The sequence below is a fragment of the Kitasatospora sp. NPDC002040 genome (assembly GCF_040296785.1).
Classification (GTDB): domain Bacteria; phylum Actinomycetota; class Actinomycetes; order Streptomycetales; family Streptomycetaceae; genus Kitasatospora.
This window is the reverse complement of sequence record NZ_JBEOXV010000002.1, coordinates 76,010-93,013: the sequence shown is the minus strand read 5'-3', so window position 1 is coordinate 93,013 and position 17,004 is coordinate 76,010. Positions and strand designations below refer to the sequence as shown.

The 17,004-nt window shown below is 72.0% G+C and carries 14 protein-coding genes; 1 reads left to right on the top strand and 13 read right to left on the bottom strand.

All coding sequences use genetic code 11. The features are described from left to right. Window positions 1–48 precede the first annotated feature (48 nt). From ABT118_RS05845 to ABT118_RS05790, 12 genes are all read right to left on the bottom strand, one after another. A complete protein-coding gene (locus tag ABT118_RS05845) occupies window positions 49–1,236 on the bottom strand; it encodes a hydroxymethylglutaryl-CoA synthase (protein WP_350645205.1) in 1,188 nt (395 codons plus the stop codon). Beyond that, the gene (locus ABT118_RS05840; protein WP_350645204.1) at window positions 1,226–2,317 is read right to left on the bottom strand and encodes a hydroxymethylglutaryl-coenzyme A reductase family protein; all 1,092 of its coding nucleotides are present in this window, start codon (window positions 2,315–2,317) and stop codon (window positions 1,226–1,228) included. Before ABT118_RS05840 ends, ABT118_RS05845 begins: the two co-directional genes overlap by 11 nt. Continuing rightward, window positions 2,314–3,378 (bottom strand): type 2 isopentenyl-diphosphate Delta-isomerase, encoded by a 1,065-nt coding sequence (gene fni, locus ABT118_RS05835; RefSeq protein WP_350645203.1) that lies wholly within the window; start codon window positions 3,376–3,378, stop codon window positions 2,314–2,316. Before fni ends, ABT118_RS05840 begins: the two co-directional genes overlap by 4 nt. Beyond that, window positions 3,375–4,565 carry a phosphomevalonate kinase gene (locus ABT118_RS05830; RefSeq protein WP_350645202.1) on the bottom strand — a complete coding sequence of 397 codons (1,191 nt, stop codon included), beginning with the start codon at window positions 4,563–4,565 and terminating at the stop codon, window positions 3,375–3,377. Before ABT118_RS05830 ends, fni begins: the two co-directional genes overlap by 4 nt. Continuing rightward, window positions 4,565–5,563, bottom strand: coding sequence for a diphosphomevalonate decarboxylase (mvaD, locus tag ABT118_RS05825; RefSeq protein ID WP_350645201.1), 999 nt, complete (start codon window positions 5,561–5,563; stop codon window positions 4,565–4,567). Before mvaD ends, ABT118_RS05830 begins: the two co-directional genes overlap by 1 nt. Next, entirely contained in the window at window positions 5,550–6,614 is a 1,065-nt protein-coding gene (gene mvk / locus ABT118_RS05820) for a mevalonate kinase (protein ID WP_350645200.1), read from the bottom strand. Before mvk ends, mvaD begins: the two co-directional genes overlap by 14 nt. Before the next feature lie 270 nt (window positions 6,615–6,884). Continuing rightward, window positions 6,885–7,127, bottom strand: coding sequence for an acyl carrier protein (locus tag ABT118_RS05815; protein ID WP_350645199.1), 243 nt, complete (start codon window positions 7,125–7,127; stop codon window positions 6,885–6,887). Between the two features lie 57 nt (window positions 7,128–7,184). Then, window positions 7,185–8,138 carry a beta-ketoacyl-ACP synthase 3 gene (locus ABT118_RS05810; RefSeq protein WP_350646278.1) on the bottom strand — a complete coding sequence of 318 codons (954 nt, stop codon included), beginning with the start codon at window positions 8,136–8,138 and terminating at the stop codon, window positions 7,185–7,187. A 185-nt stretch (window positions 8,139–8,323) separates the two neighbouring features. After that, window positions 8,324–10,516 (bottom strand): terpene synthase family protein, encoded by a 2,193-nt coding sequence (locus ABT118_RS05805; RefSeq protein WP_350645198.1) that lies wholly within the window; start codon window positions 10,514–10,516, stop codon window positions 8,324–8,326. Between the two features lie 321 nt (window positions 10,517–10,837). Beyond that, a complete protein-coding gene (locus ABT118_RS05800) occupies window positions 10,838–12,241 on the bottom strand; it encodes a family 2B encapsulin nanocompartment shell protein (protein WP_350645197.1) in 1,404 nt (467 codons plus the stop codon). A 615-nt stretch (window positions 12,242–12,856) separates the two neighbouring features. Next, a complete protein-coding gene (locus ABT118_RS05795) occupies window positions 12,857–13,291 on the bottom strand; it encodes a hypothetical protein (RefSeq protein ID WP_350645196.1) in 435 nt (144 codons plus the stop codon). A gap of 1,109 nt (window positions 13,292–14,400) precedes the next feature. Continuing rightward, window positions 14,401–14,685, bottom strand: a complete 285-nt coding sequence (locus ABT118_RS05790) for a DNA-binding protein (RefSeq protein WP_350645195.1) — start codon at window positions 14,683–14,685, stop codon at window positions 14,401–14,403. Between the two features lie 321 nt (window positions 14,686–15,006). On the opposite strand from ABT118_RS05790, the gene ABT118_RS05785 reads away from it, so the two are divergent. Further along, window positions 15,007–15,312 (top strand): hypothetical protein, encoded by a 306-nt coding sequence (locus tag ABT118_RS05785; RefSeq protein ID WP_350645194.1) that lies wholly within the window; start codon window positions 15,007–15,009, stop codon window positions 15,310–15,312. Between the two features lie 964 nt (window positions 15,313–16,276). Here the strand turns inward: ABT118_RS05785 and ABT118_RS05780 are convergent. Next, a complete protein-coding gene (locus tag ABT118_RS05780; RefSeq protein ID WP_350645193.1) occupies window positions 16,277–16,624 on the bottom strand; it encodes a hypothetical protein in 348 nt (115 codons plus the stop codon). Between the last annotated feature and the right edge of the window lie 380 nt (window positions 16,625–17,004).

Sequence of the window (17,004 nt, the reverse complement as noted above, 5' to 3'; positions counted from 1 at the left end):
GGCGGCGCAGACCTTGGTGCGGGAACAGGAACTGCCCCCCGTGGCCGGTCAGTTCGAGGGGCGGAATCCCTCGTAGAGGCGTTGGTGTCCGGCGATTCCGGAGAGCCGGAAGCGCCCCAGGGCCTGGTGGGGCAGGGAGTGCTGCGTGCCGTCGTCGGGAAGTGTGTCCTCCCGCAGGCGGCGGTAGGTGGCGTAGTCGATGGGGCGGCGCCGTGCGATGACGTCGGTGTGGGCCGCGGTGCGCAGGTGGGTGCGGTAGCCGGGGGTGATGCGGGTGGTGAAGAACTCGGCGACGCTTCCGGAGCCGTAGCTGAAGAGGCCCACTGTCGCCTCGTCGAGGTCTTCGTCGCCTTCCAGGAGGGCGGCGAGCGCGAGGTACAGGGAGGCGGTGTAGCTGTTGCCGATGGTCTCGTTGTAGCGAGTGGTGGGGGTGATGGCGTGGGCGATGGCGGTGTCGCTGCTGCTGACGCCGGCGGTGTCGAGGAGTTGCCGGTGGGCTTTGAACGCCATCCGGGTGAAGGGCTGGTGGTAGCAGACGGTGCGGATCTGCTCGATCGCGAGGCCTTGGTGGTTCTGGTAGTCGCGCCAGGTTCCCTCGACGGCGGCGAGGTAGGCCGCCAAGGACTTCTTCCCGTCGACGAGGGCGGTTTCGCGGTAGTTGGGGCGCCAGAAGTCCATGATGTCGTGGGTGTGCAGACCGGAGGGCCGGTCGATCGCGGCGATGGCGGGTCGGGCCGACACCAGCATGGCGACGGCGGCGGCGCCTTGGGTGGCCTCGCCGGGGCTGTCGAGGTCGTACCGGGCGATGTCACTGGCGATGACCAGGACCTGCTGCTCGGGCTCGCGCTGGACGAGTGCGGCCGCGAACTGGAGGGCAGCTGTCGCCCCGTAGCAGGCCTGTTTGAGTTCGACGACCCGGATGTGGGAGGGAAGGCCGAGGAGGGAGTGGGCGTAGACACCGGCTGCTTTGGACTGGTCGATGGAGGTCTCGGTGGCGAACAGAACGGTGCGGATGCGGTCGCAGCCGTGGCGTTCGATGACCGGGGCGGCGGCCTCTGCGGCCATGGTGACGATGTCCTCGTCGGCGGCGGGCACGCTCATCGCCCGCTGGCCGATGCCCTGGTGGTACTTGGCGAGGCTGGCTCCGGTGTGCTTGCTGAGTTCGGCGTGGGTGAGGACGAGGCTGCCGGTGCGGAAGGACAGGTCGTGGATGCCTACCGTGCGGTCACCGGGCATCGCGGGCTCCGGTGAGGCGCTCGAGGCGGGTGTGTGCCTTCATGAGTTCGCCCGGGTTGGTCTGCGCGGCGAGCAGGGACAGTTCGCCGCACAGGACGGTCGCCGCCGCCAGGACGGCGAGGCGGCGGGCGTTGTCGCCGACGGGGCGGTCCTCGCGGCAGCCGAGCGCGGTGAGGTTCTCCTGGACGAAGTCGAGGCCCTTGCCGTTGCCGACGGTGCCGACGATGAGGTTGGGCAGGGTGCAGGAGAAGTAGAGGTCGCCGTCGCGGTCCTCGGCGAGGGTGATGCCCTGGGAGCCCTCGACGATGTTGGCGGCGTCCTGGCCGGTGGCCAGGTAGAAGGCCAGGAGCATGTTCGCGTAGTGGGCGTTGGCGGAGCGGATACCGCCGGCCAGGAGCGTGCCGACCAGGTTCTTGTGCACGTTGAGCCGGGCGATGCGGGCGGCGGTGGTGTGCAGGCGTGCGGCGACGACCGCCTCGGGGATCAGGATCTCCGCGGTCACGTTCTTGCCCCGGCCCAGGATGCCGTTGATGGCGGTGGCCTTCTTGTCGGTGCAGTAGTTGGCGGAGATCGAGCCGTAGCGGATGCCGGGCACCTGGGCGAGGAGGTGGCCGAGCAGGGCGTCCGCCGCGAGGGTGGCCATGTTGTGGCCGGAGGCGTCTCCGGTGCTGAACTCGAACCGCAGGAACAGCAGGGGTCCGGTGATCTCGTGCCGTACGGCGAGGAGTTCGGCGAAGCGGCTGGTGGCGCGGGTGATGGCGCGCAGTTCGTCGAGGCGGTCGTGGACCGCGCGGGCGGCGGCGTACGCGGTCTCGGCGGTGTCGGCTTCGACGAGGACGGAGCGCGTCATGCGCTCGTCCACGAGGGTGGTCCGGATGCCGGCGTCGACGGTCCGGGAGATCTGCGCGCCCCGGTTGACGGAGGGCCACAGCGGTGACTCGTAGGTGGCCAGCGGCACTTCGGTCTCGGTGACGGCCACGTTGCCGGAGATGCGCAGCGGGCCGACCCAGCGCAGGGGGACGTGTGCCGCGGATGTCCCGGTGGGCGCGGAGGGTTTCGGGGCGGGGGTGGGACGGGTCATCGGGAAGCTCCCTGAGAGCGGAGTTCGATGTGGCGTTGGGCGCAGAACCGGTGCAGGGATCCGGTGATCAGCACGTCGCAGTGGGCGAGGTCGGCCGGGCTGTGGGTGCCCAGGAGGGTCATGAGGGCGGTGAGCTGGTCGAGCCAGGTGGTGATCTGCTGGACGAGGGCGGTGGTTCCGCCGGTGAGCAGGGTGGTGAGGAAGATGCCGGAGGCGCCGACGGCGTGGGCGCCCAGGGCGAGGGCGCGGGCGATGTCGAGGGGGTGGCGGATGCCGCCGGAGGCGAGCAGGGGCAGGCCGCGGCCGCGGGCGTCCAGCAGGGCTTCGGGGGTGCTCAGGCCCCAGTCGTCCAGGTAGGCGTAGTCGGCGTGGGGGCGGCGGCCGTTCTCGATCCGGGCGAAGTTGGTGCCCCCGCGTCCGGCCACGTCGGCGACGCGCACGCCCAGGCCGGCCAGTTGGGCCACGGTCAGGCCGCTGAGTCCGAAGCCGACTTCCTTGACGATGACGGGGACGTCGACGGCCGCGGTGATGCGTTCGATGGCGGCGGGCCAGTGGGCGAAGGAGCGGTCCCCTTCAGGCATGACGGTTTCCTGCACGGTGTTGAGGTGGATCTGCAGTGCGTCGGCCTGGAGCAGGGCGACGGCCCGGCAGGCCTGGTCCGCGGTGGCGGTGGCGTTGATGTTCGCGATGACGAAGCCGTCCGGGTTGTGTTCGCGCAAGGGGGTGAAGGTGTCGGCGGTGGAGGGGTCCTTCAGGTAGGGGCTCATGGAGCCGCTGGCGATGGGTACGCCGGTCGCGTGGGCGGCGATCGCCAGGTCGCGGTTGATCTGGCCGGTCTTCGGGCTGCCGCCGGTCATGGCGTTGATGTAGAGGGGGACGGGCCAGTTGAGGCCGCCGAAGCGGGTGCGCAGCGAGACGTGCGCGCGGTCGGTGCCGGCCAGGGCGTGGTGGATGAAACGCACCTCGTCGAACGGCCCGGCGGGGTATGGCGGTTCAGCGGGGAGGGCTTGGTGCTGCGCGACCGCGAGCCGCACGTGGTCGTCTTTTCGTGATCCGCTCATCGGGGCTCTCCTCGGTGGGTGGGGGCAGAAGGGGACAGGAGCGGACCGGGGGTGAGATCGGGTCCTGCCACGTCGGCCCCCGGGCCTTCCGTACCGGGCAGGTCGGTGACCCGCAGCGGCAGGGCCGTGATGCCGTCGGCGGCCCAGCGTGTCCGCAGGGAGTGGGGGTCGGTGGTGTGGGGCAGCAGTGCGATTCCGCAGTCGCCGCCGCCCGCGCCGGAGGGCTTTCCCGCTCCGCCGCAGGCCTGTGCGGCGTGGCATAGTGCGCTGAGGCGGGGGGTGAAGATGCCCAGCCCGGTCCGCTCGTCGAGGAGGGCCAGCAGGTGCCGGGCCCGATGGACGGCGGCGAGGAGTGCCGCTGGGTCGTCGTGTTCGAGCGCGCACGCCGCGCTGGTCACCGTGCGCGCGCTCTGGTGCAGGAACCGGTCGTGGTCGGTGCTGTGCCACCAGGTGGTGCGGGACAGCCCGCGGACGCGGGCGGACGTGGAGGCGGGGCTGCCGCTCCAGCCTGCGTACAGGCGCAGTGCGGTCGGCGCCGGCAGTGCCCGTACGGTCAGTCCGGGCCACGTGGCGTGGAGTGTCGTGGTGACACCGTCGCGTCGCAGGGAGCGCAGGAGCCGGTCGCGGTCCGGGGCGCGGTAGATGGTCCAGCCGCCCCAGGTGCTGGCGGCGAGGTCCACGCCGGAGGGTCCGGGGTCGACTCGGATGCTCGCCAGCAGGGCGAGGCGGAACTGTTCGTGCGGCGACAGCGGCAGGCCGTAGAACCGGGCCAGTGCGCTGACGGCGGCGACCGTCACGGCGCCGCTGGAGCCGAGCCCGATTTTGGTGCCGTGTTCGTGGAGTCCGCTTCGCACGCTCAGCCGCACCGGGACGGGTGGCAGTGCGAGTTGGCGGGTCAGTTGGTCGAGAACCTCCATCACCGACATCAGGTGTGTGAGGGCTCCGTCCACGTGCGGGGCGTGGACCGGGTCGAGCGGCCGCAGCCCGGTCGGGGAACGGGACATCCGCACCTCGTGCGGCAGGAGATCGGTGTCGAGGACCACTTCGCCGTCCAGCGGTGTGGAGGCGGTGACGGTGACGAAGCGGTCCACGGCCACGACGATCGAGGGCTGTCCGGGTTCCAGCACGGCGTACTCTCCCGCGATGAGGAGCTTGCCCGGGGCCCGGTGCGTGACGGGCGGGCGCATCACGGTGCCTGCTCGCGCAGGACGGCGTCGGGTCCGCTGCGGGCCACCACCACGGTGTGGCCGGTCAGCTGCCGCAGGTGGCCGGCCACGTGGTCGGCTTCCTCGCCGGGGCACAGCACCTTGACGTTGGGGCCGGCGTCCATCGTCGCCCAGACCTGCAGGCCGCCGCTGCGCATCCGGCGGACCTCTTCGAGGGCCTGGTGCGATGCGGAGGTGCGGTAGTTCACCGGAGGGATCGCGCTCTCCATGGTCCGGTGCATGCCGAGGGCGTTGCGTTCGGCGATCGCGCCCACGGCGGCCAGGTCACCGGCCGCCAGCGCGGCGCGCATCGCCGTCAGGTCGGCGCGCGTTGCGGCGAGCCAGCCGGGGAAGAGCGGTGAGGTCCGCACGGTGCGGCGCATGGCCTCGCGGCTGGAGACGGGCTTGGGCCCGGTCTGGACCAGGACGACGACCAGGGCGAGATCCAGGCGGGCGTCGGTGAGGGGCTCCGCGTAGGAGGCGAGGTCGGGGTCGGCCGCGTCGGGCGCGCCGGCGTGCCACAGGACGAAGCCGCCGAAGACGGACCGTGCCGCGGACCCGGACCCCCGCCGGGCCAGCCGGGACAGGGCCACCGGCTCCAGGGGCAGGCCGTAGGCGCGGGAGGCGGCCAGGGCGAGGGCCGCGAACCCGCTGGCGGAGGACGCCAGGCCGGCGGCGACCGGAACGGTGTTGCGCGTGATCACCACCGCGCGTTCGGTCCGTGCGGCCCGCTCGCGCACCAGGTCCAGGAACCTGACGATGCGCCGCTCCATCTCCCCGCTCGCCGGAGCGCCGTCCACGATCACCAGATCCGTGCTGTGGCGGGTCAGGCCGACCTCGGTGGTGGTGGGGAAGACGTCCAGGGTCATCGACAGGCTGTCCGCGCACGGCAGGACAAGGCGTTCATCGCGTTTGCCCCAGTACTTGACCAGGGCGATGTTGGGGTGGGCCACCGCGACGGCGGCCTCAGATCCCGTCATGGCCCTCACCTCTCGTCAAGGGCGTCACCCAGCACAGAGCGCCCTGCTCCCGGAGGAGGAGGGCCGCCACGGCACCGGCCGCCTGGCCGGTGGCAGTCAGGGCGATCACGCAACCGCCCAGTCCGCCGCCGCTCATCTTCGCGCCCAGCGCTCCTGCCTCGAGCGCGGCCCGTGCCAGTGCGTCGGTGCGGGCGGTGGTCAGCCCGAGGCCGGCGAGCAGCTCGTGGCAGGCGGTGAAGACCCCTCCCAGCGCTGCGAGGTCGCCCCGCTCGAGGTGCCGGAGTCCCTCACGGGTCAGCGTGGCCGACCGCTCCAGGAACCTCTCCCGGCTGCCGGCGGCCTGTGCGAATCCGTCGCTCAGCATCGTGACGGCGTCCTTGGTGGAGGCGCCGCTGCCGCTGTCCGCCACCACGACCCAGCCGTCCGCGCCCACCGGTGGGGTGGTGGCCCGGCCCCGGTCCAGCAGCACGGGCCGGCGGCTCCCGGTGGCCAGGGCGTCGATGCCGCTGGCCCTGCCGTGCGCCGCGTTCTCCGACACCTGCACGTACCGGAAGACCTCGTCCGCGCTCAGGCGCAGCCCGGCGAAGCCCGCCAGGGCGTGGGTGAGGGCGCGGGCGCAGGCCGCGCTGGAGCCCAGGCCGCGGGCGGGCGGCACGCCGCTCTCCAGCGTGACGTCCACGCCCGGCGCCCCTCCTCCGAAGGCCTCGCGCAGTACCGCCCGGATGAGGTCATGGATTCCTTCGGGGGCCGTCTCCTGGGGGCTGGTCGCGGGGGATGGGAACGGCCCCGACGGGATACCCGCCGGAGTCTGGAGGAAGCGGTAACTCACCGCTTCGGGTTCGCTCCGTGCCTGCCGGACCACGCGGGCGCGGCAGCCCAGTTCCGGTATGGGCAGTGCGAGGGCGGGGGCGCCGTAGACCACGGCGTGCTCTCCCAGCAGGATCACCTTCCCGTGGGCTGTCCCGTTGCCGGCCGGCTGGGTGCTGCGGTCCGCGGCGGTTCCGGCTGCGGGGATTGTCGTCCTGCCCGTGTCCGGGCGTCTCTGTGTCATGGCTGTCCGCCGCCTTGTGTGCGCGTGCCGGTGGGGTCTGCTGCCGCTGCCGGTGTCCCGCGGTGGTCGGGGGTGCGTGTGCCCGCGCGGATGTCCGGAGTGGTCTGGGAGTGGGCGTGCTCGCCGTCCGGCGTGCTCGCCGCTGCCCGGGTGAGCGGTGCTCTGCTCATGGTGGTCGGCCCTTTCCTGGGACGGGGCTTGGCGTCATGCCGGGAGTGCGTCCCGGTCGGGTGCGCGGCCGGTGCGGTGCGGTGACCGTTCAGGCGTGGGTCAGGCGTTCTGGGCGACCTCGGCGCACAGGGCCACCGTCGCTCCGTCGACGTTGAGCAGGTCATCGTCGACATACCTGCCCAGCGCGTTCTCGAGCTTCTGTGCCAGCTCCGTGATCTGCAGGGAGTCCATGGAGAGGTCCTCCAAGAGCCGGTGCTCGGGCCTGATGTCATCCACGGGGCGCTCGCTGATGCCGGCGATGATGCTCTGCACCAGCGCCAGGGGGTCGTTGCTGACAGGCATGAGGGGGGTTCTCCTTGATCGGAACGGCTACTTGTCGGGAGAAACGTTCGCCGGCCGCTACGGGCACAGGACGACTTGCGCCGCGTACGAGAGGCCCGCGCCGAACCCGAAGAGGAGTACGGGATCGCCGCTGCTCACCTCGCCTCGCTCGCGCAGGGCGTGCAGGGCGAGGGGGACGGAGGCGGCGCAGGTGTTGCCGGCGCTGACCAGGTCGGTGGCGGTCACGAGATCGGGGGCCGCGAGGCTCTGCCGCAGGGCCTCGACGATGCGCAGGTTCGCCTGGTGCGGTACGAAGGCGCGCAGGTCACCGGGGTCCAGGCCGGCCCGCTCGCAGGCCGCTCGCATGACGGTGGCCAGCGCGGAGGTGGTCCAGCGGAAGACCTTTCGTCCAGTCATCTCCATGTGGCCGCTCGCCCGGGAGATCGCGATGAGGTCCGCCTGGGAGCCGTCGCTTCCCCACGCGACGGGAAAGATCATGGGCTCGGCCGAGGGCACCACGAGTGCCGCCGCTGCCCCGTCCGCGAAGATCGGGCCGGTGTTGCGGTCCTTGGGCGAGACCCAGTCCGTCATCCGCTCGGAGCCGATGACCAGCACCCCGCGCGCGGTCCCGGCCCGGATCAGGGAGTCGGCGACGGCCAGGGCGTGGCAGAACCCCGAGCAGGCGGAGTTGATGTCGAAGGCGGCCGCCGCCGTGCACCCCAGCACGGCGGCGACCGAGGCCGCCCCGTTGGGCATGGGCGAGGGCATGGAACACGTCGCCAGGAGCACCACGTCGACGCCGCCCGCCGCCGGGCCGGCCTCGGCCAGTGCCTCCTTGGCGGCGGCGACGGCCATCGCAACCACCGTCTCCGCCTCGCCGGCGTGCCGGCGTTCCTCGACTCCCACGCGTGTGGAGATCCACTCCGCGGTGACCCCGGCCTTCTGTGCCGCCGCCTCGTTACTCACCACCGTCACCGGCCGGTAGGCTCCCAGTCCCGCGATCCGGGTCCCGGCGCAGGGCGAGGCCGCCATCGCGGCAACCGCCGCACCCTGAGGTTGCAGGTCCGTACTCACATCACACTCCTGGGCGTAGCGGCGGGGTCGGGCGGGCGGGCGGGGCGTTCGCCGGTGCGCACCGCGACGGCGGGCCGCTATGGCGGAGACGTCGGGGCGGGTGCACTGCCGGCCGGGCGGTGCGGCAATCGGCAGTGGGTCGATCAGTGCCGCAGGGTGGCGGCGGGGCGCTTCCAGCTCGGGGTGGGCAGGTAGTGCGGGCGTAGGTTTCGGTAGCGGTCGACGCTCTCGTGCCAGTGGATGACGCCGGAGATGTAGTCCTGCAGCTTGAGGGCGAAGGCGAGGATCAGCTCACGCAGTTCGGGGCCGAGGTCGAAGTCCTCGAAGAGGGCGGGGATCTCCACCGCGACGGTGTGCTCGAACTGGCGGATCCGGGCGTTGCGCAGGTCGTTGACGACCGTCAGCCCCTGCTCGAGGCCGCAGTCGAGGAACTGGCGGACCACCAGGACGCAGTTGTTGAGTTCGCGTTCGACCTCGATCTCCTTGCGGTAGGAGAAGAGGTCGTTGGTCATGGTCACGGCGTCGGCGGCGCACTTGACCAGGGCGCGCATGGGACGGCTCTCGTAGACCTCGGTGGGCAGCTTGGGGCCCTTCTCCACCAGGCCGAGGTAGGTCAGGCCGGTGGTGAGGTCGCCGCCGAACGTCTTGCGGCGCATCTCCACGTAGTCGACCGGGTCGGGGATGCGCCCGTGTTCCTGGTTGTCCAGCTCCCACACCCAGCTCTCCACCATGTCCTGGACATAGCGGCGGAAGATGGCGCACGTGTCGCGCGAGAGGTGGGTCGCGGTGCGCTTCCACGCGGCGTCCAGGCCGCTCTCCAGCGCGTTGGCCGGCGCAGGGGCGACCTGGCCGGCGTCGACGGGCATCAGTTCCCACAGGCGGGCGACCTGGGCGATGGCGGCCTTCACGCCGCCGTGGTGGCCGAAGGCGACGGAGAAGTAGTCGTCGCCGAAGGTGCCCCAGCTCAGCCAGCACGACGCCAGGTCCACCTCCTGGGCCGAGCCGTCGGGGCAGATCAGCGCGGCGCACAGGGCGAGGTCGGCTATGTCGTAGCGCTCCTCGTCCCAGACGCCGAAGCGGCCGTCGCTGTCCAGCATTCCGACCTCCCGTGTCCAGTCCTTGAGGCGGATCCGGGCACCTTCCAGGTGGGGACTGAGCCGGAACGCGAAGGGCATGTACACCGGCGGCACCGTGTACGGGCCGGTCGGCCTGCCCAGCAGGTCCACGTACGTGCGGGGACGGTACAGGCCCGAGTGGCCCCGGGGCTGGAAGGCGCGGGCGGCCGAGGTGCCCAGCCCGGTCGGACCGCCGAGCGAGCCTGCGCTGCGGCGCGCGGCCCTCATGTAGCGGCTGGACCTCATGTGCCAGGCGTGCCCCCCGGACTGCCAGTCCACCAGGCCCTTGGTGTAGGCCAGCGTCGCGCCACGGGCCTCCAAGGGAAGCTGCCGGAGGTCGAACAGACGCGGCAGGTCGTAGACGGCCGTGTGCTCGAACTGCCGCAGCCGCGACGTCAGCAGGTCGCCGGTGACCTGTGCCGCCCGCTGCGTGGGGACGTTCAGGAAGCGTTCGGTGACCAGGACGCAGTTGGACAGCTCCCCTTCCTGCTGGACCTCCCGCTGGTAGGAGAACAGGTCGTTGCGCAGGTGCACGGCGTCGGCGAAGGTGTCCCGCAGCACCTCCATCGGGCGGCTCCGCGCGATGGCGGCCGGCACCTCCGCCCGGACGGCGTGCTCGACGAGGTTGGCCGACCAGGGGGCGCCGCCGACCTTGCGGCGCATCTCGATGTACTCGATGGGGTTGGAGACCCGTCCCTCGTCGATGTTCATCAGCTCCCACATCGACTCGTCCAGCAGGTGCCGGGTGCTCTCGCGAAAGCGGCCGAGCCAGTCGGCGGTCATCGCGGGCACGGTGCGCGGCCACAGGTCTGCCAGCCCCCGCTCGACCCCGTTGGCCGGCTCCGGCATCCGTTGCCTGGGGTCCTGCGGCATGAACGCCCGGAGGCGCTTGAGGTAGGCGGTCGCACCGGGGACATCCCGGTTGCGCTTGAAGGCCTCCAGGAAGTGGTCGTCGAAGAAGAACACCCACACGTACCAGTCAGTGATCAGGTCCAACTCCGGACCGTCGCAGTCGGGGTGGGTGTAGGCGCACATCGCGGCGTAGTCGTGCGCCACGAGGTCGGCCTCGGTCCACACCGACGGCCCGCCCGGCAGGGCCGGGGTGTCCAGCATCCCCATCTGCCGCGCCCACGCGATGGTGTGCCGGTGCGCCCTCGCCACGTGCGGGTTCAGGCGCGCTGCGTACGGCATGTAGAACTCGGGCAAGACGAAAGGCTGCATCAGGTGCTCCCCTGCTGGCTCTGGTCTACCTGGGTCGCTGTGAAGGGCGGGTTCGGTGCCCTGATGGATGCCAGGGCAGTGGGGCTCCGGCCGCGTGATGACATGAGGCGCTGCCCGGGCCCGCTCACGGCTGTCCGCCGGCTCCACATGCAACGTCGCGCGTCGGCCGCCGGTCTTCGCCGCGGACGCTGCCGGCTTCAGCCGGCGTCCTGGAAGCAGATCGGTCGCGCCGGTGGTGGCCGCCGCGGCCGTCGGCCGGGGCCGGCAGTTGCTCGCCGAGGTGGGGTCGCGTGGTGCTGGTCCCGGCCCTGGTGGGGTGGGTCAGTCGTGGTAGTGCCCGAGTTCGACGTTGTCCAGCACGCCGACGGCGTCGGGCACCAGGGCGGCGATGCTGTAGTACGTGGTGACCAGGTAGGAGGTGACGGCCCGGTCGTCGATGCCCATGAACCGCACCGACAGGCCCGGCTCGTACTCGTCGGGGATGCCGGTCTGGTGCAGGCCGATGACACCGCCGTTGTCCTCGCCGATCCGCACCGCCAGGATCGAGGTGCTCTGGTCGGCGCCGACCTGCATCTGCAGGCACGGCAGCATCGGGACGCCGCGCCAGGCCGGGACCTGCTGCCCGTTCAGGTCGAGGGTGTCGGGGTAGAGGCCGCGCCGGCTGCACTCGCGGCCGAAGGCGGCCATCGCCTTCGGGTGGGCGAGCAGGATCTTCGTCTGCTTGCGCAGGCTGAGCAGCTCGTCCAGGTCGTCCGGGGTCGGCGGGCCGGTGCGGGTGTGCACGCGCTGGCCGGGGGCGACGGTGTGCAGCAGACCGAACTCGGGGTTGTTGATCAGCTCGAACTCCTGCCGCTCGCGCAGCGCGTTGATGGTCAGCCGCAGCTGCTGGTCGGTCTGGTTCATCGGCTCGTTGTAGAGGTCGGCCACCCGGGTGTGCACCCGCAGCACCGTCTGAGCGGCACTCAACTCGTACTCGCGGGGCGCCAGTTCGTAGTCGACGAAGGTCTGCGGCAGCCGGGTCTCGCCGAGGTGGCCGACCGCGACGTCGACGGCCGCCTCACCGTACTTGTTGACCGCGGCGCGCGGCGCGCGGGCCCGGGCCAGCTGCGCGCGCAGCCCGGGGGCGCTCGCGGCCACCGCCTCCACCGCCCCGGCGGGCAGCACCAGGACGGTGCACGCGGTGACGGCCCTGACCGTGTGCTCCCAGATGCTCTGCGGCTCGGTGAGGATCTGCGCTCCCAGGTGGTCACCGCTGGAGAGCAGCCCCAGGGTGGTCTCGGCGCCGTACCGGCCGGTGCCGTGCCGGCTCGCCTTGCCGTGGACCAGGAAGTGGAGCTGGTCGGCCTTGTGGCCGAAGGCCGTGATCACCTCGCCCGGCGCGTACTGCTGCTCGGTGCACCGCTCGGCCAGTGCCTGCAGCGCCTCGGTGTCCTGGCAGCCGTGCAGCGGCGGCAGTTCGGTGAGGGTCGGGGCCAGCAGGCGCGGAGCGCCGCCGTTCTGGACGAAGGCCACCTGCCCGCCGCCGGCCAGGTGCCGCAGCCGCTGGTTGACGCGGTAGGTGCCGCCGGTGGTCTGCACCCACGGCAGCAGCTGCTGCAGCCAACGGGAGGTGATCTCCTGCGTCTGGGGGACCGACTTGGCGGTGCTGGCCAGCTGCCGGGCGGCGGCGGTGCTCAGGCTCAACTGCTGCGGGGAGCCCGCAGTGGCGGAGTCGATGGTGGTCATGGCGTACTCCCGGAGTGCTCGATGCGCCGGAGGAATTGACACCCCGCTCGCGGGCCGCCTCGACGGGGCGCCGCCAGGGTCGTGGGCTCACAGATCAGCTAACAGCCGTGTTCGTGGGGTCGCCCAGCCTTGCGCGGTACCGGATTGTTGAAAGCGCGCGTGCGTTGAAATGGGGTGGGGCCCGTCGTACACCCGCTTCAGTCGTGGGCCGACCTGTCGTGCTGCCCGCGGCGGCCCCGCGCGGCCGGGCCGCTGTGCGATTCCGAGCTGCCTGGCCGGGGAGAGGCCCGGGTCGCCCGTCGTGCGCGGCCGGCTATCGCCGCAGGGGCGTCACTGTGCGGCCGCGAGCACGCCGCAGGCGCCGCGGGGTCCGGGAGGCGTCACCGACCCATAGCTAGACCATCGGCATATCTAAATCAATGATCTATGTGTGGCATGGTGGACCGTCAACTGCAGGAACCGGCGCGGCTGGTGCTCATCGCACTGGCCGACGCGCCCCGGCACGGCTACGCGATCCTCCAGGAAGTCCTGGCGATCACCGAAGGCCATCGGGCCCTGGCCCGGAGTGGGTGTGCGGTGACTTCCGGACCGGACACCCGCCCGGCGGCACGGCGGTCAGATCTCCGTGAAGTACCCGGGGTCGATGTCGTCGATGATCAGTCCGTTGTCGAAGCGCACCCGCAGGGTCAGCGAGACGTCCCTGCGGGCTCCCTGCTCCAGGCTGCCGTGCGGCGCCGGGTCCAACCCTTCGCCCCGCACGTCGTTCCCGTCGGGCCGGAACCCGTACTCCCGCTCCAACTTGGCCTGGAGCTGGTCACGGGCCGCCTGGTTGAGGCCCGGGTAGCCCTGGCCGGACAGGAGCAGTTGGTAGCCGTCCTTCGCGACCTCGAGCTGGCGCTCGGTGGGAGCGCGGCGCTCCCCAAAGGCCGAAGCGCCTGCCGCGGCGCCCACGCGGGTGGCGACCACCACGCCCTGGGTACCCTCGGCGAAGTACAACGCGCCGGCGAAGCCCTCACCGGCGGTCGCGACACCGCCCAGGCTGCCTGTCACCCGACGACGCGGACGAGCCGACCCCGTAGTGATCGACGACCGTGACAACGCTCTTCGACGTGATCTTCACGTCCCTGGCCAGCCTGACCCTGGCACCGGGCTTCAACGTCATGACAGCTCCCCTAGGAAATGATCGTTCAGAGGCAACCGGCTGCTCACAGCACATGATGATCAAGAGCCAGTGCACTGGGCGGTCGGTCACGGCACGATCAATGACCGAGGCCGCGAAATGCCCCGCTCGACACTCCGTCGGTCGGCGCGATGAACCCGATGTCCCGTGCCGGACCGGATCCGCAGGAGGAGCTCTCCGCAGCCGCGCTGGCCGGGGCGGCCGAGCAACTGGATGGCGACCACCGGGCCGCCCTCACCACCTTCATGACCCACACCCCGACCGTGCCGGACGAGGGCAAGGTGGCCGGTACCCTGATCGCCACCGTCGGCAGCGGCCAGACAGACCTCCCACGTGGTCCGCGGCGCGGTCAGACTCTCGCTCATCCCGGCACGCTACCGCCCACTGTCCCTACCGCAGGCGGGATCGCACGCATCAGCGAGCCGACCACTCCGGGCAGGCCGGCTGGTACCAGACGGTCCGCACGACGGTCCCACCCCGGAGACGATGTTCGGTGGTCCGGGTCCGGCAGCAACCCGGTGGCCTCGTGCCCGCAACCGCTGGGGCCGGGGCCTGGTCCTCGACGGCGGCGGTCGAGTCGCTCGTCGTTGCGGCCGCGCTGATCCTGGGACGGGGTGCCAGCGGCGGACCCGCCAAGTGATGCTCGCAGAAGTCGTCACCCCGCTCCCCCGCCCGCCGGAAGTGGCTCGCCCCCGGGGACAGCCCATTTGCACAAACCAGCCCCGGGGGCGCAGCTCCCCGCCACAGGTCAGCGGCCCCCGGAAGCCGTGGCCAGCCGGAGCTGACGCACCGGGCCCTGCCTGACGGCCAGCAGCACCCGTGCGGCCGGACCAAGGCGGGCGGAGCTGACACACCGCCAGCACCCCCGCGCGCCCCCCTGACACACCACCAGGCCCGCACCCGGCCGACTGTCCTCTGACAGGCGACCTTGACAGATTGACAGCCATCTCGACCAGCGCGGCGCTGCAGCCGAGGCCCCTCAGAGCGAGAAGCCGATGTCCTTGACCAGGCGTAGGACCTTGCGCCAGCGAGGAGCGGTAGAACGCCAGTGCTTCTCGGCTTCCACGCTGGCACGGGTGACGACCAGGTCTTTGCCCGTGGTGCGGACCAGGTCGATCCGGTGGCTGTTGTGCGTCAGCCCGTTGAGATGGACCGGTCCGATCCCCAGGTAGGACGCGGCCTCCTCCTGAGTCATCCACTCGCCACCATCGATCAGGTCGCAGCAGGAAAACGGTATCCGCGGAAGGTCGTCGATCCAGGCCACGGGCATTCTCGCCGACACCGAACACATGGCCGCCCCTGCTCCCCCTCCTCAGTCAAGATCATGTGGCAGAGGACAACGGCGGCGGCCGGGCACTGCCACCAAGTGCTCCTGGCCCTCCAGCACGGGCGGCTCGGGGGCCGCTGGGGGTGCCGGCCGCACCGACAGGGGCCGGGTCCGGGCCTGACGGCCCCGCAGCAGGGGCCGTGACACGCCTGCGGCGGGGCGGTGGTGGGGTACGGGTGCCCGCGGCACCCGGCGGTGACAACAGACCGGTGACGGGTAGATCCCTCTGTGACGACCCACCACCGAAGGAGATCCACCGTGTCGTACGACGAGATCATAATGGCCGACGCCGCCCGGCCTCCGACCACCACCGGCCTGGTGCCCACCCACGCCATGACGTTCGTCAGCCCGATCCACGACGACCGGGACCTGGTCGCCTACGACATCACCGGCGTCCTGCCGGTCCCCGCGGTCGGACAGATCGTCACCCTCCACGACACCGAGGTCCTGACCCTCCGCGTCGCCACCACCTACACCAGCGACGAGAGCACCGGCCGCCCCCGGATCCACACCCTCGTCACCGTCCGCACCCTCGAACCCGGCGAGAAACCGACAGACCTGTAACAACAGAGACGGACACGACCGCCCGCGGCCGCAGGAGGTCCGGCCTGACGGCCGCACCGACAGGGCCCGGGAAGCCGAAACCTGACAGCCCCGAAGCAGGCCGGTGGCAGGCCCGCCGCAGGGTCCGGGGCGCCCGGGCGGTGGTTGCAGGCCGGTGACGGGGCTGTGGCAGGGCGGGTGTGGCAGAGCAGGGGCAGTGACGGTGGCCTGCGGCCCCCTCGGACGCCGGGTGCCGCCCGACGGCCACCCGGCGCACCAGCAACCACCACTACGGCCCGGAAGCCGGGAGCCCGAGGGCCGGGGCCGGAGCTGACGCACCGAGCCCGGCCTGGGGGCCGGAGGCACCCGGTACGGGCGGAGGCCAGGACGGGCGGAGCTGACACAGCGCCAGCACCCGCGAACGCCAACCGGCCTGACGCACCACCACGGGCCGGTACCTGGCCGGCGGCTGACCCGTCTCGACGCCTCCGCCGCCCGGCCCGCCCTCGCCTACCTCCTGCACCTCGCACGGCCGGACATCGACCCCCTCCGGGCCGGCGGAATCGCCCCGGCAGCCCTGCCCTGGACGGCCGTACCCGCCCCGGCCTTCTACAGCCGAACCCCCATCGACGCCCACGCCCTGCTCCGCAACACCGGCGTGGTCCTCGCCACGGCCACCGCCGTGCTGCGCCGCACTAGGAAGCACACCCACTGCACCCAGCCGGCCCGGCACCACGTACCCGACCCGAGGGCATAGCGGTCACAAGGCACCTGCACGAAGGTCTTCCCAGGCGCCTGTGCTCCGGCAATCAGCCCGGACAACCCCTCGCCGGATCCGTCCATCCCCGTAGCCGGGCCCCGTTGGCCCGGGGCACCCGCCGGTGCACGCCGCACAACGGTCTCCACGGCAGCCAGCCCCGGAGACCTGTCCGGTGCCGGGCGCTGCGCAGCAGGGCCGTCCGGCGCCGTCGTCCCGGTGCTCGCACTACAGGCGGTCCAGGCTCATCATCCGGTTCAGTGTCTGGTTGGCGGTGAGGACGCAGTGCTGCGGCTGTGCTGCTTCAGCCATCGCGGCGGGGACGGGCCCGATGACCTCGATGCGCTGCCCGGGGCCGGCTTGGGCGGCGATGCGGCGGCGTTCGCGTTCCGTCGCGGCGATGAGGAGCAGCGGGGCGAGGCGGCTGCGGATCGCGGTGACGCGCGCGGCGGCGGGGCAGATGACGGCGTACGGGCGCTCTCGGACATAGACGGCGACGCCCATGGCGAAGTCGGCGGTGCCCTGTTCGGCGATACGGGGATAGCGGCCCGTCTCCTGGTGGATGAATTCGATCACCGGCCTGGTGAGTGCCTTCTGGCGCTGGAGGAGTGCGGCGACTGGGCTCCGGTGGCCCCGCTTGGACTCGGACTTCAGGTCGATGGACTGCTGGCGCCGGGCCTGGGCCCGGACCTGCTGCTCCTCCAGGTGGTGGCAGTGGGGGGTGATCCACTGCCAGAGGGCGCCCTCGCCCCAGCTGCCGGTTCGCAGCTGGTGAGGGCGGGTGGTGGCGTTGCAGATCGCGGTGACGAACCGCTCGAGGGTGATCGGGCGGGCCGGCTGCCAGGTGCCGTGGCCGCCGCACGGCAGCGCTTCGTCGATTCCCGGCCCGCAGGCCGCGCACGTGCAGATTCCGCAGTCCTCGCGCGCTGGGCACCACGCGGCGGCGAACAGGGCGG